This is a genomic window from Gordonia amicalis NBRC 100051 = JCM 11271, from assembly GCF_000332995.1.
Lineage (GTDB): Bacteria > Actinomycetota > Actinomycetes > Mycobacteriales > Mycobacteriaceae > Gordonia > Gordonia amicalis.
Map to the genome: position 1 here is coordinate 20,359 of NZ_BANS01000038.1, position 22,135 is coordinate 42,493.

Below are 22,135 nucleotides of genomic sequence, written 5' to 3' on the forward strand. Positions count from 1 at the left end.
CCTGCCCACCGGGGCCCGCGTCTGCGAAGGAGAACGGGACACCGATGCTCAAGATCGATCAGGAACTCGTCGACGCGATGGTCGCGCATGCGCGCGCCGATCATCCGGACGAGGCGTGCGGGGTGATCGCGGGGCCGGAGGGTTCCGAGGACCCGCAGCGATTCATCCCGATGATCAACGCGGAACGGTCGCCCACGTTCTACCGGTTCGATTCGGCCGAGCAGCTGTCCGTGTGGCGCGAGATGGACCGTCGCGACGAGGAACCGGTGGTGATCTACCACTCGCACACCGCGACCGAGGCCTACCCGAGCCGCACCGACATCTCCTACGCCGGCGAGCCCGGCGCGCACTATGTGCTGGTGTCCACCCGGGACCCGGAGACCGCCGAGATCCGTAGCTATCGCATCGTCGACGGCACGGTCACCGAAGAAGAGATCGAGATCAGGAGCTGAATATGCCCGTCACCGTGTCCATCCCGACGATCCTGCGGACCCACACCAACGGCGCCAAGCGCGTCGAGGGGTCCGGGACGACGCTCGCCACGCTGATCGACGACCTGGAGTCGGGCAACCCCGGGCTCAAGGAGCGACTCGTCGCCCCGGCTGAGAACGGCACCGCGAAACTGCACCGCTTCGTCAACATCTACGTCAACGACGAGGACGTCCGGTTCTCCGGTGGTCTCGACACCTCCATCGACGACGGTGACGAGGTGACCATCCTGCCCGCGGTCGCCGGCGGCTGCTGAGCGTGACCCGCTACGACTCGCTCATCGACTCGGTCGGCAACACCCCGCTGATCGGCCTCCCGCGGCTGTCCCCGCGCTGGGACGACTCGGCCGACGGGCCCCACGTGCGACTCTGGGCCAAACTCGAGGACCGCAACCCGACCGGCTCCATCAAGGACCGCCCCGCGCTGCGCATGATCGAGCAGGCCGAACGCGACGGGCTGCTGCACGAGGGTTCGACGATCCTCGAACCCACCAGTGGCAACACCGGGATCTCGCTGGCGATGGCCGCGAAACTCAAGGGCTACCAACTGATCTGCGTGATGCCCGAGAACACCTCCGAGGAGCGTCGGTCGCTGTTGCGCATGTTCGGCGCGAAGGTGATCTCCTCGCCGGCCGCGGGCGGATCGAACACCGCGGTGGCCGTGGCCAAGAAGCTGGCATCGGAGAACCCCGACTGGGTGATGCTGTACCAGTACGGCAACGTCGCGAACATCGCCGCCCACTACGAGGGGACCGGCCCGGAGCTCTTCGCCGACCTCCCGGAGATCACCCACTTCGTCGCGGGACTGGGCACCACCGGGACGCTGATGGGCGTCGGACGCTTTCTGCGTGAACGCAATCCGGAGATCGAGATCGTCGCGGCCGAACCCCGCTACGGCGACGAGGTGTACGGCCTGCGCAACATCGACGAGGGATTCATCCCGGAGCTCTACGACGAATCGGTGTTGACGCGCCGGTTCTCGGTCACCGGCGTCGACGCGGTCGCCCGGGTGCGTGAACTGATCGACCTCGAGGGAATCTTCGCGGGCATCTCCACCGGCGCGATCCTGCAGGCCGCGCGCGGTATCGGCCGGCGGGCCATGAAGGAGGGCTCGCGCGCCGACATCGGCTTCGTGGTGCCCGACGCGGGGTGGAAGTATCTGTCGACCGGGGTCTACGAAGGTAGCCTGGACGACGCGGAGCAGGCACTCGAAGGTCAGCTCTGGGCGTGACCGGCCCCCGGGACGCCATCCACAAGAGTCGAGACCCGAAGAGAAAATGGCCATGACGTCGTACACCTCACCGGTCGGGCAGGAGCCGCAGCGGCGCTCCCGCCCGCTCTGGTTGCGTTCGTTGATCACCACCGTGTGCATCATCGCGGCGCTGTTCGTCATCGAGCTGATCGACGCGGCCACCCGGTACGACCTCGACTCCAACGGGATCGAGCCCCGCCAGGTCGACGGACTCGACGGCATCCTCTGGGCGCCGATGCTGCACGCCGACTGGGAGCACCTGTTCGCCAACCTCATGCCCGGGGCGGTGCTCTGTTTCCTGGTGCTGATGACCCAGCGGTTCCTCGTCGTCACCGGCATCATCTGGGTGATCTCCGGTCTGGGAGTGTGGCTCTTCGCCGCGCCCTACTCGATCACCGTGGGCGCGTCGGGCATCATCTTCGGCTGGCTCACCTTCCTCGTCGTGCGCGGACTGTTCAACCGCGACCTGTGGCAGATCCTCGGCGGCGTGGTGCTTTTCCTGATCTACGGCTCGATCCTCTGGGGCGTGCTGCCGACGAATCCGCTCGTCTCGTGGCAGGCGCATCTGTTCGGCGCGATCGCCGGCGTGCTCGCCGCCTGGTTCCTCGCCGCGCGTGACCGCAAGAAGCGGCAGCGCACCGTGACCCCGGGGGTGGCGTCATAGCCGCACAACCCACGGCGCCCGTCTGGGCCGCCGATCCCGAGGCACCCATCGGGATCTTCGACTCCGGCGTAGGCGGTCTGACCGTCGCCCGCGCCATCATGGACCTGCTGCCCGACGAGGACATCGTCTACATCGGCGACACCGCGAACGGCCCATACGGGCCGCTGACGATCCCCGAGATCCGCAAGCACGCCCTCGCGATCGGCGACGATCTGGCCGAGCGGGGTGTCAAGGCGATCGTCATCGCCTGCAACACCGCATCGGCCGCATGCCTACGCGACGCGCGTGAGCGATACGCGCCGATCCCGGTGATCGAGGTCGTGCTCCCCGCGGTGCGTCGTGCGGTGGTCGCCACCAAGAACGGCCGGATCGGTGTGCTCGGCACCGAGGCGACGATCGCCTCACGCGCATACGAGGATTCGTTCGCCGCCGCCCGTGACGCGGTGATCACCGCCGTACCCTGCCCGCGCTTCGTCGACTTCGTCGAACGCGGGATCACCAGCGGGCGGCAGATCCTGGGTCTGGCGCAGGGCTACCTCGAACCCCTCCAGCAGGCCGGCGTCGACACGGTCGTACTCGGCTGCACCCACTACCCGCTGCTGACCGGGGTCCTGCAGCTCGCGATGGGCGACGAGGTGACGCTGGTGTCCAGCGCCGAGGAGACGGCCAAGGACCTCTTCCGCGTCCTCACCGAGAAAGACCTGCTGCATCCGCACACCGGCCGGGAGGCGTCGCGCGTATTCCAGGCGACCGGCGACCCGGAGATGTTCGCGAGATTGTCGCGACGGTTCCTCGGGCCGGTCGTCGGTGCCGTGCAGCACCTTTAGCCGACTCGGGCAATCTTCGCGGCTCACTTGTGACCCGGTAACCCGACAGCAGAAGGCGCGGGCATGGCACAGTAGGGCGTATGCGTCTCACGGTCCTCGGATGTTCGGGCAGTGTGGGCGGTCCGGGGGCGGCGTGCTCGGGCTACCTGCTCTCCGTCCCCGGCGAGCAGCCGGTGCTGCTGGACTGCGGACCGGGGGTGTTCGGCGAGCTGCAGCGGGTCACCGATCCGAACAGCGTCGCGGTGGTGCTCAGCCACCTGCACGCCGACCATTGTCTGGACCTGCCGGCGATGCTCGTCTGGCGACGCTATGCACCGTCGCCGGCGAAGGAACGTGCGCCTCTCTACGGCCCACCGGGCACCGCGCTACGGATCGGTTACGGCTCGTCGGAGTATCCCGGCCAGGTCGACGACATCACCGACACCTTCGACGTCCAGGAGTGGCACGACGGTCTCGAGGTGACCCTCGGGGGCATGCGGATCAAGGCGATGAACGTCAACCACCCCCCGTCCACATTCGGGCTGCGCATCACCGGGCCGGAGGGTCAGGTCATCGCCTACAGCGGTGACACCGCTCCCTGCGACGAACTCATCGACCTCGCCGCCGACGCCGACCTGTTCCTGTGCGAGGCGTCGTGGACGCACTCGCCATCGGAACGCCCACCGGATCTCCATCTGTCGGGGATCGAGGCGGGGGAGGCCGCGACGAAGGCGAATGTGCGGGCGCTGGCGATCACTCACGTGGCGCCGTGGACGGATTCGGCGGAGATCCTCGCCGAGGCGCGCCGTACGTTCTCCGGGCCGGTCGATCTGGTCCGGCAGGGACAGGTCATCGACCTGCTCTAGGGCGCCCTGCGTCAGTGGGTCACAGTCGAGTGGGTCATGAGGCGTCCGACCGTGGTCGTTACAGTTGGACCCGTGACCACACGAGCTGACGGCCGAGCCGACGACGAACTGCGTCCCATCTCCTTCACCCGCGGCTTCACCAGCCATCCCGCGGGATCGGTGCTGGTGGAGTTCGGGCAGACCCGCGTGATGTGCACCGCGAGCGTGACCGAGGGCGTGCCGCCGTGGCGCCGCGGATCGGGACTGGGCTGGCTGACCGCCGAGTACTCGATGCTCCCGGCGGCGACGCACGAGCGGAACAAGCGCGAATCGGTCAAGGGCTCGATCGGCGGCCGGACCCACGAGATCAGCCGACTCGTCGGGCGGTCCCTGCGGGCCTGCATCGATCTCGCCGCCCTGGGGGAGAACACCATCGCCCTCGACTGCGACGTCCTGCAGGCCGACGGCGGCACCCGCACCGCCGCGATCACCGGTGCCTACGTGGCTCTCGCCGACGCCGTCACCTACCTCCGGGCAGCCGGCAAACTGTCTGACCCCCAACCGCTTTCGTGTGCCATCGCCGCGGTGAGCGTGGGTGTCGTCGACGGCCGTGTCCGCCTGGACCTGCCCTACGAAGAAGACTCGCGGGCCGAGGTCGACATGAACGTCGTCGCCACCGACGCCGGTACCCTCGTCGAGGTGCAGGGCACCGGAGAGGGGGCGACCTTCGCACGGTCGACGCTCGATGCGCTCCTCGACGTCGCCGCGGTCGGCACACAGAAGCTCTTCGAGGCGCAGCGTGCGGTGCTCGCCGAGCCGTACCCGGGTCAGCTTCCGGGCAACGCCTGATGTCGAAGGTCCTGCTCGCGAGCCGTAACCGCAAGAAGCTCGCCGAACTGCAGCGCGTCGTCGACGCCGCGGGGATCACCGGACTGCAGATCCTCGGTCTCGACGATGTGCCCGAGTACCCCGAGGAACCCGAGGACGGTGCGACCTTCGAGGAGAACGCGCTGATCAAAGCACGCTCGGGCGTGCGCGCCACCGGGTTGCCCTGTCTCGCGGACGATTCCGGGATCTCGGTGGACGCGCTGAACGGTATGCCCGGGGTGCTGTCGGCGCGCTGGTCGGGCAGGCACGGCGACGACCATGCCAACAATGCCCTGCTACTGGCCCAGCTGTCGGACACCCCGGACGAACGACGCGGTGCGGCGTTCGTGTCGGCATGCGCGCTGGTGCTGCCGGACGGGACCGAGACGGTCGTGCGCGGGGAGTGGCGCGGGCGGGTGCTGCGGGCCGAGCGCGGACCGAACGGTTTCGGCTACGACCCGCTGTTCGCGCCCGATGACGAGCCGGCGGCGGGCCGGTCGTCGGCCGAACTCACCCCGGAGGAGAAGGACTCGCTGAGTCACCGCGGCAAAGCACTGGCACAGCTGGTGCCCGCCCTGCGGGAGCTGGCCGCTAGAGGTTGAACTGCGCCTTCACTTCCCGGGTGCGCTTGTGCTCGAACCAGAACGACAGGAACGGGATGGTGCCGGCGATCGCGGTGATGATCGTCTTGCCCGCGGGCCAACGCACCTTGATCGCCAGGTCGACCGCCATGATCAGGTAGACGAAGTAGACCCATCCGTGGACGATCGGCACGAAGTCGAGCGCCTTGTTGTCGAAGCCGTACGCCAGGATCAGTTCGGCGACGAGCAGCAGCAGCCAGACGCCGGTGATCCAGGCCAGGACGCGGTACCTCAACAGGGCCCCACGGACCTTCTCCACCGGGGCGGTGCGGGCAGAAGCGGTGGATGCGGTCTCGGTCACTGCGGGCCTTTCGATGACGGGGCGTCGGTGGTGTCGGCCGATCTGAGCTCGGCCAGATAGCGGTTGTATTCGATGAGCGCTGCGTCCTTGACCGGATCGTGGTCGGTCGCCAGAGACGACGCGCTCGGCGTGGTCGGGCGCTCGGGGAGGATGCCCTCGGGGATCTCGGCCGCGGCACGCGCGTCCGCCGCGGCCTTACGTGCTTCCTCCGGGTCGCTCTCGAGGACGACGAAGCGTCGGTAGGCGTAGATCACGGCGATCGCGAAGGCGGGCCACTGCAAGGCGTAACCGAGGTTCTGGCCGCTGCCGGATGACGACTCGAAGCGCGACCACTGCCACCAGGCGAGGATCAGACACGCCGCCGCGGCGACCACGGTCAGCACCACGAGAGCAGGCCGGTGCGTGCGACGGGGGGACGAGGACATACCTTTCAAGGTACCTGGCCTGCGATGATCAGAACGCGGCCGGTAGGGTGGTCGCCGTTACAGTGCAGAGCCCGGTTCCACACCGGGAACGCACCGAGCGCGAGTGGCGGAATTGGCAGACGCGCTGGATTTAGGTTCCAGTGTCTACGGACGTGGGGGTTCAAGTCCCCCCTCGCGCACCGGATTTCGTAGAGGATGCGCGCCCCGTGGCGCGCATTGCTGCTACGAGACGTTCAGGAGTTCGACGGCGTCGTCGTCGGCGAAGACGATGTCGTGGTCGTCGGTCGAGATCGCCCAGCGCCGCAGCCGGGCGGTGTGATCCTCGTCAATGCGCGCCTCCACGGTCTGGTCGCCGGGAGCGAGGTCGGCGAAGTCGTCGACGATCTCACCCTCGCGCGTCGTGCCGTCCTCCAGTGTCACCCGCACCCGCGACGACACGTGCACACCCTCCAGATCCGCGGCGTCGGCGAGGTCGTCCGCGTCGGACTCCTCGGACTGCTCGGTGGTCGCTTCGTCAACCGGAGCGTCGACCGGGGTGTCCTCGGCAGTGGCCTCCTCGACCGGGGCCTCCTCGACCGGGGCCGCGTCGTCGGTGCTGCTGTCTTCGGCGAGGAGCACCTCCGGGGCGATCTCCACCGTTGCGTCCTCGTCATCGGCCGGCAGGTCGGCGTCGATGACGTCCTTCTCCGTGTCCACCGCGTCGCTCGCGAGATCGCCGCTGTTCTCCGGTGCGCTCATCGCGTTGCCGTCCTTCCGGTCAGGGAATGTGCTCTCCGGATGGCCGAACGCACCGAAGTGGCACGTTTGACCAGGCCGTAGGGGTGATCATACTGAATACAGGCGTTGTCATCCCGAATGGAACCGAATCGTTGCCGCGCCGGAATTGTTGCCTGCTGACGACAAGGGTCTCCACGATCGTCGCGCGTCGCACGATGAGTAGCCTCAACGAGGTGACAGCGCGTCATCCCTCCTCTCATCCGCTCACCGACGACACGGTCGTCGACGCCCTGGGTGCCGACCTCCGCGCTGCGGGTTACACAACCGACGGCGTCACCGAACTCCTCGGGGAGGATGTCCACGCCGCACTGCTGCGCGGGGTGTGGTGGCCCGCGGTGGCCGCGACCGCGGCGGAACAGCGTGACGGCGGTGCCGGTGAGTCGCGCCTCGCGACCGTCATCCGGCTCTTCCTGCTCGGCTCGGACGAACCGGAAGACGTCGTCGCCCATGCGTTCCCGTCCGTCGGCGTCGACGCACTCGTCGCCCAGGGCGTCCTCACCCGGCTCGACGGCGGAGCGATACGCGCGAGCCTCGACATCCGCCCGCACGCCGACGAGACCCACGACTTCCTCGTCGTCGCGGATCAGGACGCCGCCATGCGGCCCGGTCCCGTGGCCCGCGACCACGTGCTCGGCATCGGTGGGGCCTCGATGTCCCTGGCGCGCGCGATCATTCGCGAACCGGTGCGACGGGCCCTCGACATCGGCACCGGGTGCGGCATCCAGGCGCTGCACCTGAACTCGCACTGCGCGGAGATCGTCGCGACCGACACCAACGAACGGGCGCTCGCGCTGGCGCGGGCGACCGCCCGCCTCAACGGGATGTCGTGGGATCTGCGCGCCGGAAGCATGTTCCAACCCGTGGCCGGAGAGCGCTTCGACCTCATCGTCTCCAACCCTCCGTTCGTCGTCGGGACCGGCACTCAGGACTACATCTACCGGGACTCCGGCGTCGTCGGAGATGCGCTGTGCGAGCAGCTCATCCGCGAGCTGCCGGCGCACCTCAACCCGGGCGGCACCGCCCAGATCCTGGCCAACTGGATCATCCGCGACGGTGCGGACTGGCGTGACCGGGTCCGCGGATGGCTCGACGGAACCGGCCTCGATGCCTGGGTCGTCCAGCGGGAGGCCGCCGATCCGATCAGCTACGTGTCCCTGTGGCTCTCCGACGCCGGGGAGGACGAACAGGCCGCGGCCCGCCGCGGGGAGCAGTGGCTCGAGTGGTTCGACGACAACGACATCGTGGCCATCGGCATGGGTTCCATCACCGTCCGCGCGCCGGAGGCGGGGGAGGACCGGGAACCCGACGTCGTGATCGAGGAGATCACCGGTGCCGGTGAAGAGGTCACCGGCCCGGAGGCCCAGGCGTTCCTGGCCCGCAGGCGATACCTGCGCGAGACCTCCGACGCGGAACTGTTGGACAAGCGACTCTCGGTCGCGCCGGTGATGCTCGAGGAACACTCGCTGCCCGGCGCGGACGGCTGGCAACAGGTCGGGGCCGCCGTCCGCCGCCCCGGCGGTCCCGCCGCGGTTCTCGGCGTCGACGAGGTGTCACGCGCACTGCTCGCCGGATGTCGCGGGCAGGTTCCGCTCCAGGCCCTGATCGAGTTGCTCGCCGGCTTCCACGGTGTCGACGCCGATGCGTTGGCCGCCGCGGCACTGCCAGTGGTCCGCGAGGCGATCGGACGCGGGATTCTCTACGAGGCCGACGGAGAACTGTCGGGGTCGGTCACATCCGTGCGTAACGGGTGAGCCAGTAGCAGTACACGCCGTAGGCGGCGATCCCGATCGCAGCGAGGATCATCAGCACCTGTCCGGCGGGCAGCTCGGCCAGTGATTTGACCGTGCCGTCGATCCCGCTCGCCTTCGACGGGTCGGCGGTCGCCACCGCGACGATCACCAGGATGCCGGTACCGATCAGCACGAGTCCCTTGCCGCAGTAGCCGACCACCCCGGCGATGGTCGCGGCCCGGTCGCCGGACGCCGCCCCGGCCCGGGATGTCGTGACGTCATCGGAGGTCGAGCGACCGATGGGGGGTTTGAGGTCATCGAGGAACGAGCGGCTCGCGCCCTTGTACACGTGGTAGACGCCGACGCCGATGATGATCAGACCGGCCACCACCACCACGAACTTCCCACCACCGGATTCCATCAGGCGTGCGGTGAGTCCGGCGTTCTGCTTTCCGCTCGACTGGCCGCTACCCAGAGCGAATTGCACGGCCGTCCAGGCGAATCCGACGTAGACGACGGCCAGCGACAGTGCTTTCCCGCGGTCCAGCCAGTCCTGGGCACCGTCGTTCTCCTTGCCGGGCTCCGTCGGGTGCGGCCCGAGGATCGCCTCCGCGATCCGCCACAGGGCAAGGCCGGCGAAAGCCGCGGCGGCCACCCACAGCGCGAGCCGGCCCCCGGGGTTGCCGGCGAAGATCCCCAGCGCCCCGGACTGGTCGGCCGTCCCGGTGTCACCGAATGCGAGTCGCACGATGATGTAGGCGATGAGCAGGTGGAGGAGCCCGCTGACGGCGTGGCCGGCACGCGCCACATGCTCGAACCACGGGCTCTCGGTGGCGCGATCGACCGCGCCGGTGACCGGGTTGCCTGACATTGCCGCCGCCTTTCGCCGGGGGGTGAACGAAAGGCCGGCGCCTCGAACGATACGCGCGCTCAGCCGGCGCTCGGGAAGGTTGCGTCGAGAGCCTGGGCGAGGTCGGCGATCAGATCGTCGGCGTCTTCCAGGCCGACGGAGAATCTCAGGTGCCCCCATCTCCGGAACGGCTCGGGATAGGCGGCGACGCGAGGCCCTTCGGGTCCGACGTGGACGATGAGCGACTCGTCGTGGCCGAGCGACACCGCCGACGTGATCACCTTCAGGGCTCCGACGAAACGGTTCTGGGTCGCCGAGTCCCCGCGGACGGCGAAGGCCATCATCGCGCCGAACCCACGTCCGCCGAACTGGCGTGCCGCAAGCTCGTGTTCGGGATGGGAGGTGAGACCGGGATAGCGCACGAAGGCGATGCGCGGGTCGGCGTCGAGGAAGGCGGCGACGCGTTCGGCGTTGCGCTGATGTTGGGCCAGTCGAAGCGGCAGGGTGATGGCACCTCGGGCGATCAGCCACGCGTTGAACGGAGAGATCACGCCGCCGACGTCGACCATCGCCTGCTCTCTGATCCGTCCGATCAGTTCGGACCGACCGAGCACCGCGCCACCCATCGCGTCACCGTGACCGTTGATGTACTTGGTCAGCGAATGCACGACGAGGTCGGCGTCGTCGGCGAGCGGCCGGTACAGGGGAGGTGGGGTGAAGGTCGAGTCGACGAGGAGCAGGGCGTCGGCGGAGTGCGCGATGTCGGCGAGCGCCGCGATGTCCCCGACCTTCGTCGTCGGATTCGCGATCGTCTCGACCGCCACCAGCCGCGTGGTGGGACGCAGTGCCGCCCGGACGTTTTCGGGATCGGTGATGTCGACGAAGGTCGCCTCGATCCCGTACTTGTCCGGCAACAGCTCCGCCCACAGCTTCCACGTCGCCTCGTAGGTCGTGTCCGAGACGACGACGTGGTCGCCGGTCGAGAGGAAGGTGAAGAACACCGCATGCAGCGCCGCGACGCCGGACGCCAGGACCACGGCGTCCTCGGCCTCCTCGAGCGCGGCGAGCTTCTCCTGAAGCGCGACCTGGTTCGCACCGGTGTTGCGCGTGTAGAACAGCTGCTCGGTACCCGACCAGCTCATCTGTTCCGGTTCGGGCGGCAGGTGATACGAGTTCGCCATCGTGATGGGCGTGCGGACCGACGGACCCGACGAGTCGTTCCCGGCATGCACGCTGCGTGTCATGTCACCGGGGATGGTCTCGCTGGTCATGCATGTGCTCCTGTCGGTTGCGGCTGATCGTCGGCCGGCACTCCGGGTTCGAGATAGGTCTCGACACCAGGGGCGTCGTCGGCGACGGGACCCGGCTCGGCTGCGTCACGGTGTGGCAGGACGCCACGCACGACTCGCCCGGGGACCTTGTGCAGTTTGTCGATGTGGGTGAAATACCGGAACTCCGCCCACGCCCAGCAGATGCCGAAGACCAGTAGCGCGACGGCCTGCATCGTGATCGTGTCCCACGGGCGGTGAGCGATGTGAATGGGGACGACGACCAGCGCGATCGCCTGGATGACGTACGAGTCGAGGCTCCGGGTTCCCGTCATCACCAGCGGACGCAGCCAGTCGTGATGCCACCACCGGAGCAGCAGCCGGAACACTCCGTAGATGGCCGGGATCGCCAGATAGGCGCCGATGGCGCGTGCGGGCCGGAAGTCCAGCTTGTCGGCGATGGCGGGCTCGAGGTGCGCCCATGGCCCGACGTCGACTCCGTAGTGGAAGAACAGCGCGACCGTCGCCGCGACCGCGACGATGACGACGAGCCAGCGGTCGATGAACTCCGGGACACGCCAGCGGGACCAGTTCCAGCCGATGACCACCGACGGGATGAACATGATCTGCCATCCCGCCACGTTCTGGATGTGGGGGGCCGCCTGGTAGGCGCTGACGTAGAACCAGTCCGGGGACCAGACGAGCGAGAGTGCGTACAACGCCAGGGAAGCGGCGACGGTCCACGCCCACCAGCCACGCTGGAGGAGAGGGAACAGGGCGAACGCCGAGACCATCAGCACCATGTAGAGGAGCAGAATGTTCCCGCCGCTCGGCAGGTACTGCATCGTGACCGAGAGCCAGATGCCGTCGATCCAGCCGTCGACCGGGAGCAGGAGCGTCAGCCAGCGGTGCCCCGCGAGTGCTGCCGCGACGGCGACCAGCGCGATGACCAGCTGACACACATAGAGAACCGCGATCCGTTTGGCCAGCCGGACGTAGGCGTACCGCAGCCCGTGACGCGTCGCCCAGCGCTGGTACACGAGGCCCAGCACGATGCCCGAGAGCATGACGAACGCCGACATGCCGTCGACGTAGGGAAACGCGTGCGTGGGCGACGCCAGCGGAGCGTCGGTGGCGAAGTGTGCGGTGACCATGCTCCAGATCGCCACCCCGCGGGTGGCGTCGATGGCGAGATCTCGGTTCCCAGACCCTCGTTTTTGAGACATTGATCTGAAGATAGAACTCACCGCGGCCCGGAGTCATCCCGGGCCGCGGTGAGTCGTGACGGAAATCGCCTACGCGTGGACGCCTGTGTGTATCTGACGCGGGCGCCTACGTGTAGAGGTCGGCGATCGCCTGCTTGTGCGCGTCGTGGACGACGTTGCGCTTGAGCTTCAGCGTCGGCGTCAGCTCACCGGTCTCGATCGAGAAGTCGGTGTCGAGGATGGTGAACTTCTTGATCGCCTCGGCGTTGGAGACCTTGCTGTTGGCGTCCTTCACCGCGGCGTCGATCTCGGCCTTCAGGTCCGCGTTCTCGATCAGCGTCGACAGCGGGGTGTCGGCGGGCAGGTGGTGGCGCTCGAGCCAGCCCGGCACGGCCTCCGGGTCGATGGTGATCAGTGCGGCGATGAACGGCTTGTTGTCGCCGACCACCAGGCACTGGCTGACCATCGGGTGGGCGCGGATCGAGTCCTCGAGCTGGGCCGGGGAGACGTTCTTGCCGCCCGCGGTGACGATCAGTTCCTTCTTGCGGCCGGTGATGAAGAGGTAGCCGTCATCGAGGGTGCCGATGTCACCGGTGTGGAACCAGCCGTCGCGGATCGCGTCGGCGGTCGCGGCCTCGTTGCGCCAGTAGCCGCCGAAGACGACCGGTCCCTTGAGCAGGATCTCGCCGTCGTCGGCGATCGCGATCGTCACACCGGGGACCGGGCGGCCGACCGAACCGACCTTCTGGTTCTCCTCGTTGTTCGCGGTGACGGCGGCGGTGGTCTCCGACAATCCGTAGCCCTCGTAGACAGGGATGCCGACACCGCGGAAGAAGTGACCGAGGCGGGCGCCGAGCGGTGCACCGCCGGAGATCGCACCCTCGCACTGACCGCCGAGTGCTGCACGGAGCTTGCCGTAGACGAGTTTGTCGAACAACGCGTGGCGGAGCTTCAGGCCGAGGCCGATCTTGCCGGCCTCCATCGCCGTGCTGTACTCGATGGCGGTGTCGGTGGCCTTCTCGAAGATGGAACCCTTGCCGCCGTCGTAGGCCTTCTGCTTCGCCGAGTTGTAGACCTTCTCGAAGACGCGCGGGACCGACAGCACGTAGTGCGGCTTGAAGGCCGCGAAGTCGTTGACGAGATTCGTGATGTCGTTGGTGTGGCCCAGGATCACGCCGTTCTCCACGCTCGCCACCGCGATGACGCGGGCTAAGACGTGGGCGAGGGGCAGGAACAGCAGAGTGGTCTTGCCCTCCGCCAGACCGGCGCCGACGGCGTCGCGGGTGGCGGCGCACTCGGCCATGAAGTTGGCATGGGTGAGCAGGACACCCTTCGGGCGACCGGTGGTGCCCGAGGTGTAGATGAGGGTCGCGGCATCGGACGACAGCGAATTCGCGTAGCGGCGGTCGAGTTCGTCGTCGGCCGTCTTCGCGCCGCGCTTGGTGATCGTCGGCAGCGCGTGCTCGTCGATGACCAGGGTTTCCTTGAGTGTCGGCGTCTCGTCGATCACCCGGATGTGCTTGGTGTAATGGCCTTGGTCCTCGACGAAGAGGAGCTTGGCTCCGGAATCCTCGAGGATCCACTGCACCTGATCGGGGGCCGAGGTCTCGTAGATGGCGACGGTGCATGCGCCCGCGCGCCAGATGGCGTAGTCGAGAACGGTCCACTCGTACCGCGTCGACGACAGGATCGCCACGCGGTCGCCGGGCTCGATGCCCGACGCGACGAGTCCCTTGGCGACCGCGTCGACCTCGTCGGCGAAATGCTTCGCGGTGACGTTGATCCACTGATTGTGGGAGCGCTTGCGGAAGAGGGGCATCGTGGGCCGCTCGGTCCGATAACGAAGGATCGAGTCGACGAGGTTCGCCTTCTCGTCGATCGTGAGATCGGACGGGGTGGCGTACTGCTGCTGCATGGCACTCCTGTGACGGCAACTATATCTGGACATTTCCGGCGTCAGGTCCGCGGTGACCGGGCACTACGCCTTTGAGTGGCACTGACAGTACCAGTATCGGTGTGATGCATCACACGTGCCGCCAACAGTGCCTTACTCGCTGTTCAGCTGCGCTATGTGACGCGATCGTGGCACGATGCCGACATTCCGGGGTGGTGCGATTACAGTTGAGTCCGATGAATGAGACCCGCGCATGAGCACTTCCGAACAAGGCGAGCACGGCGCGCCGGCTGACACCTCCGCACAAGACGCCCCTGGTGGTTCGTTCGACGATCTCGGCATCGAGCCGCGAGTCCGCGCCGCGATCACCGACGTCGGCTACGAGACCCCCTCGCCGATCCAGGCGGCGACGATCCCGCCGCTGATGGACGGCCGCGACGTCGTCGGCCTGGCGCAGACCGGCACCGGCAAGACCGCCGCCTTCGCGATCCCGATCCTCTCGCGGCTCGACACCTCGGCCCGCACGCCCCAGGCGCTGATCCTCGCGCCGACCCGTGAGCTCGCCCTGCAGGTGTCGGAGGCCTTCGGCCGCTACTCCGCGCACATGCCCGAGGTCAAGGTCCTGCCGATCTACGGCGGGCAGTCCTACGGTGTGCAGCTCGCGGGCCTGCGGCGCGGCGCGCAGGTGATCGTCGGCACGCCCGGTCGTGTCATCGACCACCTCGACAAGAAGACCCTCGACATCTCCGGACTCGAGTTCCTCGTGCTCGACGAGGCCGACGAGATGCTCACGATGGGCTTCGCCGAGGACGTCGAGCGCATCCTCGCCGAGACTCCGGACACCAAGCAGGTCGCGCTGTTCTCCGCGACCATGCCCAGCTCGATCCGCCGGCTCGCCCAGCGCTACCTGAAGTCGCCGCAGGAGATCACCGTCAAGTCCAAGACGGCGACCGCGCAGAACATCACGCAGCGCTATCTGCAGGTGTCCCACCAGCGCAAACTCGACGCGCTGACCCGATTCCTCGAGGTCGAGGAATTCGATGCGATGATCGTGTTCGTCCGCACCAAGCAGGCGACCGAGGAGCTCGCGGAGAAGCTCCGTTCGCGCGGACTGTCCGCGGTCGCGATCAACGGCGACCTCGCTCAGGCGCAGCGCGAGCGGACCATCAACCAGCTCAAGAACGGCTCGATCGACATCCTCGTGGCCACCGACGTGGCCGCTCGCGGTCTCGACGTCGACCGGATCTCCCACGTCGTGAACTACGACATCCCGCACGACACCGAGTCGTATGTGCACCGGATCGGACGCACCGGCCGCGCCGGACGTTCGGGCAACGCGCTGCTCTTCGTCTCGCCGCGTGAGCGCCACCTGCTGCGTGCGATCGAACGGGCGACGCGTCAGGAACTGACCGAGATCGGCCTGCCCAGCGTCGACGACGTGAACGCGCAGCGTGTCGCGAAGTTCGGCGAGTCGATCACCCAGAACCTGTCCTCGGACAACCTGGACCTGTTCCGCGGTCTCATCGAGAACTACGCCCGCGACAACGACGTGGCGATGGCCGACATCGCTGCCGCGCTGGCCCTCGAGACACGCGACGGCGGGTTCCTCCTGTCGCCCGATCCGCCGGAGTCGGAGAAGCGGGCGAACCGTGAACGGGAGCGCACCCCGCGCCGGCCCGGTGCGAGCTTCGCCACCTACCGCATCGCGGTCGGCCGCAAGCACAAGGTGTCCCCGGGTGCGATCGTCGGCGCGATCGCGAACGAGGGCGGCCTGACCCGCGCGGACTTCGGCAACATCAGCATCCGCGACGACTTCAGTCTCGTCGAGCTGCCCGACGACCTCGACAACGAGACCCTGTCGTCGCTCCGCCACACCAAGATCGGTAAGAACCCGATCGACATCCGGAAGGACCTCGGCTCCCCGCGCACCCGCGGCGGCAAGCGCGGCGGACCGCAGGGTGGGCGTGACAACTGGGGCAAGCGGCCGTCTCCGCGGGTCGCGGGTCGCAGTCGCCGGTCCTGATACCGCACTGAGCCGAGCGGGGGTTTTCGCTCGGCGTGCCGCAATGGCAGTGACGGAACTTGTCAAACCGAGATCATTCCGTAACCTTGAAGCGGGGGTCTTCAAGGTGTCCATCCCGATCGGCGGATACGCCGGTGGATGTGACAGACGATTACGAGTGAGCACAGGATTGGTGAGTCACCAGTGTCAGTGGTGAGTGCAATTTCAGCAGCCGAAGCAATTGACCACAGCCGCGCAGGGAACGCGGTCATGGTGGATGCCCGCCCGCAGGTGGTGCGCCACCAGGGCAGTCTTCCCGGTGCCTTCGTGGTCGAACCCAGCGAGCTTCCCGACCTCCTGAGTCCCACCCCGACCGGAACCTTCCCGGTCATCCGGGACGCCGGTGAGGCGCGACGCAAAAAGATCGCGCGCGACACGGAGATCGCCGTGGTGTCGGTGAGTTCGGAGGCGCCGCGCATCGCCGAGCAGATCGCCGACCTGGGGTACACCAACGTCCGCTACGTCGACGGCGGGTACCGCGCGCTCCGCTCGACCACCTGAGAGGTTCCACCACCGTTCCTCTGACCAGCGGCTTGGTAGCGTAGGAACGCCGGCTACGAGAGGAACCCATCGGATGCAGGATGACACTCGCGAGACGCTGCGAGACCAGGTCGCCCGGCTGATGGCGTTCCTGCGGGACGTCGTCCGCTCGCGCTCCGGGGATGTCCGGGACATCGACGACCACGCCGGCCACGTCTGGGTCGGCGCCTCGACGCCGGTCCCGGTACGGCCCGCGGCCGCGCCGGGGCAGGTCGTCGTCGAGATCGGTTCCGCCGACGCGGTCCACGCCGATGTCGCACGCCTCGTTGACGAACTGTCCGCGAGTCCCGACACGCTCGAACTCGTCCTGGCCAACGCTCTGGTCACGGTTCACGACGATGCCGGCGCCGAACCCCTGGTCCGCGAGCATCTGCTCACCCAGGCCGTGGTCGCCGACCGCGACGGGTCCGGCGCCATCCGGCTGTCACTCGGCGCGGGATCCGCGCCGACGATGCACGACACCCATCTCCTCGCCGCGGTCGACGGACTGGAACTCGCGGGAGCGGTGAAGACCCGGACCAGACTCGCCGAGCAGCCGTCCGTGGTCGTGAAGAAGGTCACCGACCTCGTGGGTGAGTGGCTGGGCGAGATCGAGATCGACGCGGACCGCGCCACCCTCGCGCTCGACATGCGGCCGGCGATCGTCCTGCGGCGCCGCGGCGTCGAGAACTCGCTCGCCTTCTACGACGCGATCATCGACGACCTGCGCGACGAGGGCTCGAGCGTGCCCGTCGGTCTGGCCCAGCTCGTCAGGCCGATCGACGCCGAGGACCGGCTCGCCGCCCTGGACGACCCCGATGTGCTCTCGCCCCGACGTCTCATCGCCGACGCGCTCTTCCCGCTACCGTCGAACGTCGAGCAGCGGGACGTGCTGGTCCGGCTGGGCAACGACAGCGGGGTGGTGGTCGAGGGACCGCCCGGGACGGGCAAGACGCACACCATCGCCAACCTGACGTCGGCGCTGCTGGCGAAGGGTCAGCGCGTGCTGGTCGTCAGTGAGAAGGCGCACGCGCTCCACGTGCTGCGGGACATGCTCCCGCCCGCGCTGCGGGAACTCACGGTGTCGATCGCCGACATCTCCCAGGACCGTGCCGAGACCATCGTGTCGGTGGTCGAGAACCTCGCGGCACGCAAGTCGGCGTTCTCGATGTCCGTCGCCGACGCCGAGATCGCCGACCTCGAGGCCCGCCGCGACCACGCCCTGCACCAGCGCGACCAGATCATGCGTGCGCTCTGGGATCTCCGGGCGGGAGAGACCGAGGTCCACGAGTGGGTGGCGGGGGACTACCGCGGCACCCCGGCCGAGATCGTGCGCCAGGTCAAGCGCGACGCCGAGCGCTATGACTGGATGCCACCGGGACTCGACGGTGCGGTCCCGCCGCTCGACTCCGGCGAGTTCTCCCGGCTCGTCGAACTGCTGAAGGTGACCGGCGGCGACACCGGCCGGCTGACCCAGCGGTTCCCCGACCTCGCCGGCCGTCTGCCGGAGCCCGCCGAGATGGACACCATCTGCGCGCGGATCGCCGCCCGCCCCCACGAGCCCCATCACGGCGCAGAATCGTTGCTGCCGTCTCTCGACGGCGTCGACAGCGAACGACTGCTCTCCATCAAGCAGCTCTGCGAGGAGCTGGGCGTGGCCGCCGGTGAGGTGTCGTCGTTCCCCGCCCCGATGGTCGACATGGCCGACCGTCTGCTGGCCGGCCGCGCAGCCCACCTGTGGTCGCGGGTGACGACGCTGTCCCCGGTGATCGCCGAGGCCGCTCGGCGCGACCGCGAGCTGGGCGCCCACACGGTCCTCGTCGACGGAGACCGACCGGGCGATGCGGCGTTGTTCGACGCGGCGGCCGACCATCTGGCGGACGGCGGCCAGTGGCGGGGCCGGCTACGTCGATCTCCGCAGCAGCGAGCGGTCGAGGAATCGCCGGTGCGGGCGACGGTCGACGGTCGTGTCCCGACCGACGAGGCATCGTTGCGGCGCGTCGCCGACCACCTGACGGTCGTCGACGCCGTCCACCAGGTTCATCGCATCCTGGCCGATCTCCATGTACCCGTCGACGCCTCCGGGTCCCGGTCCGCGCAGGTCGATCAGCTCGTCCGACTCGACTTCCAGCTGGCGTGGATCTCGCGGCTGGTCACCGGCCGCGACCGCCTCGTCCACGAACTCGAGGCCATCAGCCCCGGCGGCCCGCGACCCCGCAGCGTCGGCGAGATCGCCGAGGTGGCCGAGCAGGCCGGGTCGATCGCGGCCGCCAACGACGCCGCCCTGGCCGAACGTGAGCTCGCCGACTGCGCCTACGGGCTCGCCGCCGAGCTGGAGAAAGGTCCCTCGCCCGAGGGGGACGCGCTGCTCGCCGCGCTCGGTACCGCCGATGCCGACGCGATCCGTTCGGCGCGCAGGGCATTCCTCCGGGCCCGGGAGCAGGCGAACGCGGAGACCGCCCTCGATCTGCTCGAACTGCGTCTGAAGAGTCGCGCCCCGGAACTGGCCCGGACGATGTGGGCGACGCCCTCCGATCCGGTCTGGTCGGATCGTGCGCGGGAGATGGCCGCCGCCTGGGCGTGGAGGTACGCCCACACCTGGGTGTCCGAGCGCAGCGATCCGCATTCCGAAGCCCGGATACAGGCCGACCTGGATGCCATCGAGGTCGACATCGCCCAGTTGACCACCCGGCTCGCCTCGGCACGTGCCTGGCGGGAGTTGCTGGTGCGCACCACGACCGGCGAGATCCAGGCGCTGCAGTCCTACCGCGACCACATGATCAACCTCGGCAAGGGATCGGGTAAGCACGCGAACCGTTTCCGACGTGCGGCGCGCGAGGCGATGTCGGTGGCGCAGAACGCGATCCCGGCCTGGATCATGTCGATCAGCCAGGTGGCGGAGACGCTTCCGCCGCGGCGGCACTCCTTCGACGTCGTCATCGTCGACGAGGCGTCGCAGGCCGACATCACGAGTTCCTTCCTGCTGTGGCTGGCGCCTCGGATCATCGTCGTCGGCGACGACAAGCAGTGTGCGCCGGTGGGACTCGCGGGCACCACGCTCGACGACGCCTTCGCCGAACTCGACGCGGCGCTCCCGGATCTGCCGACCTACCTCCGCGACGGACTCACCCCGCGGTCGAGTCTGTTCTCGTTGCTCCGCAGCCGGTTCGGCAACGTGGTCGGGCTGCGCGAGCATTTCCGGTCGATGCCGGAGATCATCGAGTTCTCGTCGCAGCAGTTCTACGGCAACGCGCCGTTGATCCCGGTGCGGCAGTACGGTTCGGACCGGCTCGAGCCGTTGAGGACGGTCGCCGTCGACGGTCAGGCCACCGGAAGCGGCTCCGGACTGGTCAACGACGCCGAGGTGGAGGCGATCGTCGAGGCCCTCCGGCGGTGTCTGGGCGATCCTGCCTACGATGGCCGGGATTTCGGCGTGATCGCACTACAGGGCACCAAGCAGGCCGAGGCCCTCGAGCGGGCCCTGCGTGAGGGACTCGACGCGCAGGCGTGGCGCGCCCGGCGCATCCGGGTGGGCACCCCGCCGGACTTCCAGGGCGACGAGCGCCACGTCGTCTTCCTGTCGATGGTGGTCTCCGACCCATCGGCGATCTCGGCATTGACCCGCGCCGAGTCGCAGCGACGGATCAACGTCGCGGCCACCCGGGCCATGGACCAGGTCTGGCTGTTCCACTCGATCGGTCTGGACGACCTGCGGCACAACGATCTCCGGTACTCATTGCTGTCGTATTTCACCGCCCATGAGGGTCTCGCGATCAGCCCGATGCCGACCGACGTCCCCGACGACCGTCGTGTCGAACCCTTCGACAACCTGCTCGAACAGCGGGTGTTCAACCGTCTCGCGGCACTCGGCTATCACGTCACCCCGAAGGTGACCGTCAACAACCGCATCATCGACCTGGTGGTACTCGGCGCCGACGCGCGGATGGCCGTCGAATGCGATCCCGACGCGTTCCCGGGAACCGGGCGTCAGGCCCGTTCGGATCTGGAGCGCGAGCGTGAATTGCGGCGCTGCGGATGGGAATTCGCGCGGGTCCGCGAGTCGGAGTTCGAACTCGATCCGGACCGGGTGATCGACGCGGTGGCCGTGGCCCTCGAAGCGCGCGGCTGCAAGCCCGGTTCGCTCACCCAGCGGCCGGCCGCGGAGGACGCGCCGACGTGGACCCCGATCGACCTGACCGTGGGTGATTGACCGCGGGGAAGTGACGCGGGTCGTCAGTCCAGCGCGCGGAGCAGGGCCGGCAGCCCCTCGGCGGCCGGGACCCGCAGACTGTGGGTGACCAATTCGGACACCGACGATTCGGCGGGATTGAACTCGATGACCGGGATGCCTTCGCGTACAGCACGTTCGGGTAGTGACGCGGCCGGATAGACGATGCCGCTCGTGCCGACGACGATCACCACCTCACCCGCGCGGAACGCCTGATCGGCGCGCTGCCAGTCGTCGGTCGGCAGTGCCTCGCCGAACCAGACGACACCGGGGCGGACGTCGCCGCCGCAGCGCGGGCAGGTCGGCGGCGTCACCCGGGGTTGCAGGTGTTCGGTGTCGGGATCGGTCGGTGAGGGCCGTGCGTCCGGGCCGTCGTAGGGGGTGTGACACACCGAGCAGCGCGGCGCGAAGAGGCTGCCGTGGAGGTGGCTGACCACGTCGCTTCCGGCGCGCTCGTGCAGGTCGTCGACGTTCTGGGTGACGACCATGACGGTGCGGGAGGCGCCGAGTTCGGCGAGTGCGCGGTGTCCGGCGTTCGGTTCGGCGGCAAGGACCTCGCGGGCGCGCCAGCGGTACCAGCCCCAGACGAGGGCGGGGTCTCGTTCCCACGCCTCCGGGGTGGCGAGTTCGGCCGGATCGAAGGTCTCCCACAGTCCGGTCTGCGCGTCGCGGAAGGTCGCGATCCCGCTCTCGGCGGACATGCCGGCCCCGCTGAAGACGGTGATCCACTCGGCGCCCCGAACGAGATCGATCACCGCCTCGGGGATGATCAGGCCGGTCATCCCGCGGCCTCGAGGGATGCGCGGACGAGGTCGGCGGTCTTGTCGGGATTCGGATCGCGGCGCACGACGAGCCCCTTGGCGAAGCTGAGCTTGTCGCCGTCGCGGCGGGGCACGACGTGGAGATGGGTGTGGAAGACGGTCTGGAAGGCGGCCCGGCCGTCGTTGAGGGCCAGGTTGACCCCGTCCGCGGCCATCGGTCCGGACCTCATGGCCGACCCGACCCGCTGGCCGGCGGCGAAGAGGGCCGCCCCGAGGGACGGGTCGAGGTCGTCGAGGCCGGACGAGTGGACGCGGGGGACCAGCAGGGTGTGCCCGCGTGTGACCGGCCGGATGTCGAGGAAACCGACGACATCGTCGTCGGAGTAGACGATCCGGCCCGGAGCCGTGCCCGCGACGATGGCGCAGAAGATGCAACTGCTCATGCGCCCGACTGTAGGGCACGGGCGGTGTGCGCCGGGGCACCTCGCGACGGACGCATGCTCACCGTCGAAACGCCGGGGTGGCCCGGATCACATCACGGTTTCATAACGG

The 22,135-nt window shown here is 68.6% G+C and carries 21 protein-coding genes and 1 tRNA gene; 13 read left to right on the forward strand and 9 right to left on the reverse strand.

Translation table 11 applies throughout. From position 1 onward, the window contains the following. Positions 1–44 precede the first annotated feature (44 nt). The 8 genes from GOAMI_RS17430 (at position 45) to rdgB (ending at position 5,524) form a co-directional block, all read left to right on the forward strand. Entirely contained in the window at positions 45–452 is a 408-nt protein-coding gene (locus GOAMI_RS17430) for a M67 family metallopeptidase (protein WP_006437889.1), read from the forward strand. A 2-nt stretch (positions 453–454) separates the two neighbouring features. Continuing rightward, complete coding sequence (locus GOAMI_RS17435) at positions 455–745, forward strand: MoaD/ThiS family protein (RefSeq protein ID WP_006437890.1); 291 nt, start codon at positions 455–457, stop codon at positions 743–745. A 2-nt stretch (positions 746–747) separates the two neighbouring features. After that, positions 748–1,719 carry a PLP-dependent cysteine synthase family protein gene (locus GOAMI_RS17440; protein WP_006437891.1) on the forward strand — a complete coding sequence of 324 codons (972 nt, stop codon included), beginning with the start codon at positions 748–750 and terminating at the stop codon, positions 1,717–1,719. A gap of 52 nt (positions 1,720–1,771) precedes the next feature. Beyond that, entirely contained in the window at positions 1,772–2,404 is a 633-nt protein-coding gene (locus tag GOAMI_RS17445; RefSeq protein WP_024498172.1) for a rhomboid family intramembrane serine protease, read from the forward strand. Next, positions 2,401–3,231 (forward strand): glutamate racemase, encoded by an 831-nt coding sequence (gene murI, locus GOAMI_RS17450; protein WP_035760327.1) that lies wholly within the window; start codon positions 2,401–2,403, stop codon positions 3,229–3,231. The genes GOAMI_RS17445 and murI overlap by 4 nt, the downstream gene beginning before the upstream one ends. A gap of 80 nt (positions 3,232–3,311) precedes the next feature. Further along, complete coding sequence (locus GOAMI_RS17455; protein WP_006437894.1) at positions 3,312–4,076, forward strand: cyclic nucleotide-degrading phosphodiesterase; 765 nt, start codon at positions 3,312–3,314, stop codon at positions 4,074–4,076. A 72-nt stretch (positions 4,077–4,148) separates the two neighbouring features. Further along, a complete protein-coding gene (gene rph / locus GOAMI_RS17460; protein ID WP_006437895.1) occupies positions 4,149–4,904 on the forward strand; it encodes a ribonuclease PH in 756 nt (251 codons plus the stop codon). Then, on the forward strand, positions 4,904–5,524 hold the full coding sequence (gene rdgB, locus GOAMI_RS17465) for an RdgB/HAM1 family non-canonical purine NTP pyrophosphatase (protein WP_006437896.1): 621 nt from the start codon (positions 4,904–4,906) through the stop codon (positions 5,522–5,524). The genes rph and rdgB overlap by 1 nt, the downstream gene beginning before the upstream one ends. Here rdgB and GOAMI_RS17470 read toward each other — a convergent pair. Together GOAMI_RS17470 and GOAMI_RS17475 are read right to left on the reverse strand one after the other, a co-directional pair. Next, complete coding sequence (locus tag GOAMI_RS17470) at positions 5,514–5,864, reverse strand: DUF3817 domain-containing protein (RefSeq protein WP_006437897.1); 351 nt, start codon at positions 5,862–5,864, stop codon at positions 5,514–5,516. The genes rdgB and GOAMI_RS17470 overlap by 11 nt on opposite strands. Then, positions 5,861–6,289 (reverse strand): hypothetical protein, encoded by a 429-nt coding sequence (locus GOAMI_RS17475; protein WP_006437898.1) that lies wholly within the window; start codon positions 6,287–6,289, stop codon positions 5,861–5,863. The genes GOAMI_RS17470 and GOAMI_RS17475 overlap by 4 nt, the downstream gene beginning before the upstream one ends. Positions 6,290–6,386: 97 nt before the next feature. Here GOAMI_RS17475 and GOAMI_RS17480 point away from each other — a divergent pair. Further along, positions 6,387–6,468, forward strand: a tRNA-Leu gene (locus GOAMI_RS17480). Between the two features lie 43 nt (positions 6,469–6,511). Here the strand turns inward: GOAMI_RS17480 and GOAMI_RS23075 are convergent. Continuing rightward, positions 6,512–7,027: a hypothetical protein gene (locus GOAMI_RS23075; RefSeq protein ID WP_006437899.1), complete on the reverse strand. Its 516-nt coding sequence runs from the start codon at positions 7,025–7,027 to the stop codon at positions 6,512–6,514. Between the two features lie 194 nt (positions 7,028–7,221). Here GOAMI_RS23075 and GOAMI_RS17490 point away from each other — a divergent pair, with 194 nt between their 5' ends. Continuing rightward, positions 7,222–8,817, forward strand: a complete 1,596-nt coding sequence (locus tag GOAMI_RS17490; RefSeq protein ID WP_006437900.1) for a DUF7782 domain-containing protein — start codon at positions 7,222–7,224, stop codon at positions 8,815–8,817. Here the strand turns inward: GOAMI_RS17490 and GOAMI_RS17495 are convergent. The 4 genes from GOAMI_RS17495 to GOAMI_RS17510 form a co-directional block, all read right to left on the reverse strand. Continuing rightward, positions 8,795–9,667 carry a DUF1206 domain-containing protein gene (locus GOAMI_RS17495; protein ID WP_006437901.1) on the reverse strand — a complete coding sequence of 291 codons (873 nt, stop codon included), beginning with the start codon at positions 9,665–9,667 and terminating at the stop codon, positions 8,795–8,797. The genes GOAMI_RS17490 and GOAMI_RS17495 overlap by 23 nt on opposite strands. A gap of 59 nt (positions 9,668–9,726) precedes the next feature. Continuing rightward, the gene (locus GOAMI_RS17500) at positions 9,727–10,917 is read right to left on the reverse strand and encodes a trans-sulfuration enzyme family protein (protein WP_006437902.1); all 1,191 of its coding nucleotides are present in this window, start codon (positions 10,915–10,917) and stop codon (positions 9,727–9,729) included. Beyond that, positions 10,914–12,140: an OpgC domain-containing protein gene (gene opgC, locus GOAMI_RS17505; RefSeq protein WP_006437903.1), complete on the reverse strand. Its 1,227-nt coding sequence runs from the start codon at positions 12,138–12,140 to the stop codon at positions 10,914–10,916. Before opgC ends, GOAMI_RS17500 begins: the two co-directional genes overlap by 4 nt. Positions 12,141–12,246: 106 nt before the next feature. After that, positions 12,247–14,034, reverse strand: a complete 1,788-nt coding sequence (locus GOAMI_RS17510) for an AMP-dependent synthetase/ligase (protein WP_006437904.1) — start codon at positions 14,032–14,034, stop codon at positions 12,247–12,249. A 232-nt stretch (positions 14,035–14,266) separates the two neighbouring features. On the opposite strand from GOAMI_RS17510, the gene GOAMI_RS17515 reads away from it, so the two are divergent. The 3 genes from GOAMI_RS17515 to GOAMI_RS17525 all read left to right on the forward strand — a co-directional run bounded on the left by GOAMI_RS17515 (position 14,267) and on the right by GOAMI_RS17525 (position 20,804). Next, on the forward strand, positions 14,267–16,036 hold the full coding sequence (locus GOAMI_RS17515; protein ID WP_006437906.1) for a DEAD/DEAH box helicase: 1,770 nt from the start codon (positions 14,267–14,269) through the stop codon (positions 16,034–16,036). A gap of 249 nt (positions 16,037–16,285) precedes the next feature. Continuing rightward, positions 16,286–16,576 (forward strand): rhodanese-like domain-containing protein, encoded by a 291-nt coding sequence (locus GOAMI_RS17520; protein WP_006437908.1) that lies wholly within the window; start codon positions 16,286–16,288, stop codon positions 16,574–16,576. 73 nt (positions 16,577–16,649) lie between these two features. Next, complete coding sequence (locus GOAMI_RS17525) at positions 16,650–20,804, forward strand: PDDEXK-like endonuclease domain-containing protein (RefSeq protein WP_006437909.1); 4,155 nt, start codon at positions 16,650–16,652, stop codon at positions 20,802–20,804. 23 nt (positions 20,805–20,827) lie between these two features. On the opposite strand, the gene GOAMI_RS17530 is transcribed toward GOAMI_RS17525, so the two are convergent. Together GOAMI_RS17530 and GOAMI_RS17535 are read right to left on the reverse strand one after the other, a co-directional pair. Next, positions 20,828–21,604, reverse strand: a complete 777-nt coding sequence (locus GOAMI_RS17530; protein WP_006437911.1) for an SIR2 family NAD-dependent protein deacylase — start codon at positions 21,602–21,604, stop codon at positions 20,828–20,830. Next, positions 21,601–22,026, reverse strand: coding sequence for an HIT family protein (locus GOAMI_RS17535; protein WP_006437913.1), 426 nt, complete (start codon positions 22,024–22,026; stop codon positions 21,601–21,603). Before GOAMI_RS17535 ends, GOAMI_RS17530 begins: the two co-directional genes overlap by 4 nt. Positions 22,027–22,135: the final 109 nt, after the last annotated feature.

Bases quoted from the DNA above. Each gene is read 5' to 3' on its own strand.
- opgC (WP_006437903.1), bottom strand. From the start codon at position 12,140: ATGTCTCAAAAACGAGGGTCTGGGAACCGAGATCTCGCCATCGACGCC.
- GOAMI_RS17520 (WP_006437908.1), top strand. From the start codon at position 16,286: ATGGTGGATGCCCGCCCGCAGGTGGTGCGCCACCAGGGCAGTCTTCCC.
- GOAMI_RS17490 (WP_006437900.1), top strand. From the start codon at position 7,222: ATGAGTAGCCTCAACGAGGTGACAGCGCGTCATCCCTCCTCTCATCCG.
- GOAMI_RS17535 (WP_006437913.1), bottom strand. From the start codon at position 22,026: ATGAGCAGTTGCATCTTCTGCGCCATCGTCGCGGGCACGGCTCCGGGC.
- GOAMI_RS17525 (WP_006437909.1), top strand. From the start codon at position 16,650: ATGCAGGATGACACTCGCGAGACGCTGCGAGACCAGGTCGCCCGGCTG.
- GOAMI_RS17430 (WP_006437889.1), top strand. From the start codon at position 45: ATGCTCAAGATCGATCAGGAACTCGTCGACGCGATGGTCGCGCATGCG.
- GOAMI_RS17445 (WP_024498172.1), top strand. From the start codon at position 1,772: ATGACGTCGTACACCTCACCGGTCGGGCAGGAGCCGCAGCGGCGCTCC.
- GOAMI_RS23075 (WP_006437899.1), bottom strand. From the start codon at position 7,027: ATGAGCGCACCGGAGAACAGCGGCGATCTCGCGAGCGACGCGGTGGAC.
- GOAMI_RS17530 (WP_006437911.1), bottom strand. From the start codon at position 21,604: ATGACCGGCCTGATCATCCCCGAGGCGGTGATCGATCTCGTTCGGGGC.
- GOAMI_RS17435 (WP_006437890.1), top strand. From the start codon at position 455: ATGCCCGTCACCGTGTCCATCCCGACGATCCTGCGGACCCACACCAAC.
- GOAMI_RS17475 (WP_006437898.1), bottom strand. From the start codon at position 6,289: ATGTCCTCGTCCCCCCGTCGCACGCACCGGCCTGCTCTCGTGGTGCTG.
- GOAMI_RS17455 (WP_006437894.1), top strand. From the start codon at position 3,312: ATGCGTCTCACGGTCCTCGGATGTTCGGGCAGTGTGGGCGGTCCGGGG.
- rdgB (WP_006437896.1), top strand. From the start codon at position 4,904: ATGTCGAAGGTCCTGCTCGCGAGCCGTAACCGCAAGAAGCTCGCCGAA.
- GOAMI_RS17495 (WP_006437901.1), bottom strand. From the start codon at position 9,667: ATGTCAGGCAACCCGGTCACCGGCGCGGTCGATCGCGCCACCGAGAGC.
- GOAMI_RS17500 (WP_006437902.1), bottom strand. From the start codon at position 10,917: ATGACCAGCGAGACCATCCCCGGTGACATGACACGCAGCGTGCATGCC.
- GOAMI_RS17515 (WP_006437906.1), top strand. From the start codon at position 14,267: ATGAGCACTTCCGAACAAGGCGAGCACGGCGCGCCGGCTGACACCTCC.
- GOAMI_RS17510 (WP_006437904.1), bottom strand. From the start codon at position 14,034: ATGCAGCAGCAGTACGCCACCCCGTCCGATCTCACGATCGACGAGAAG.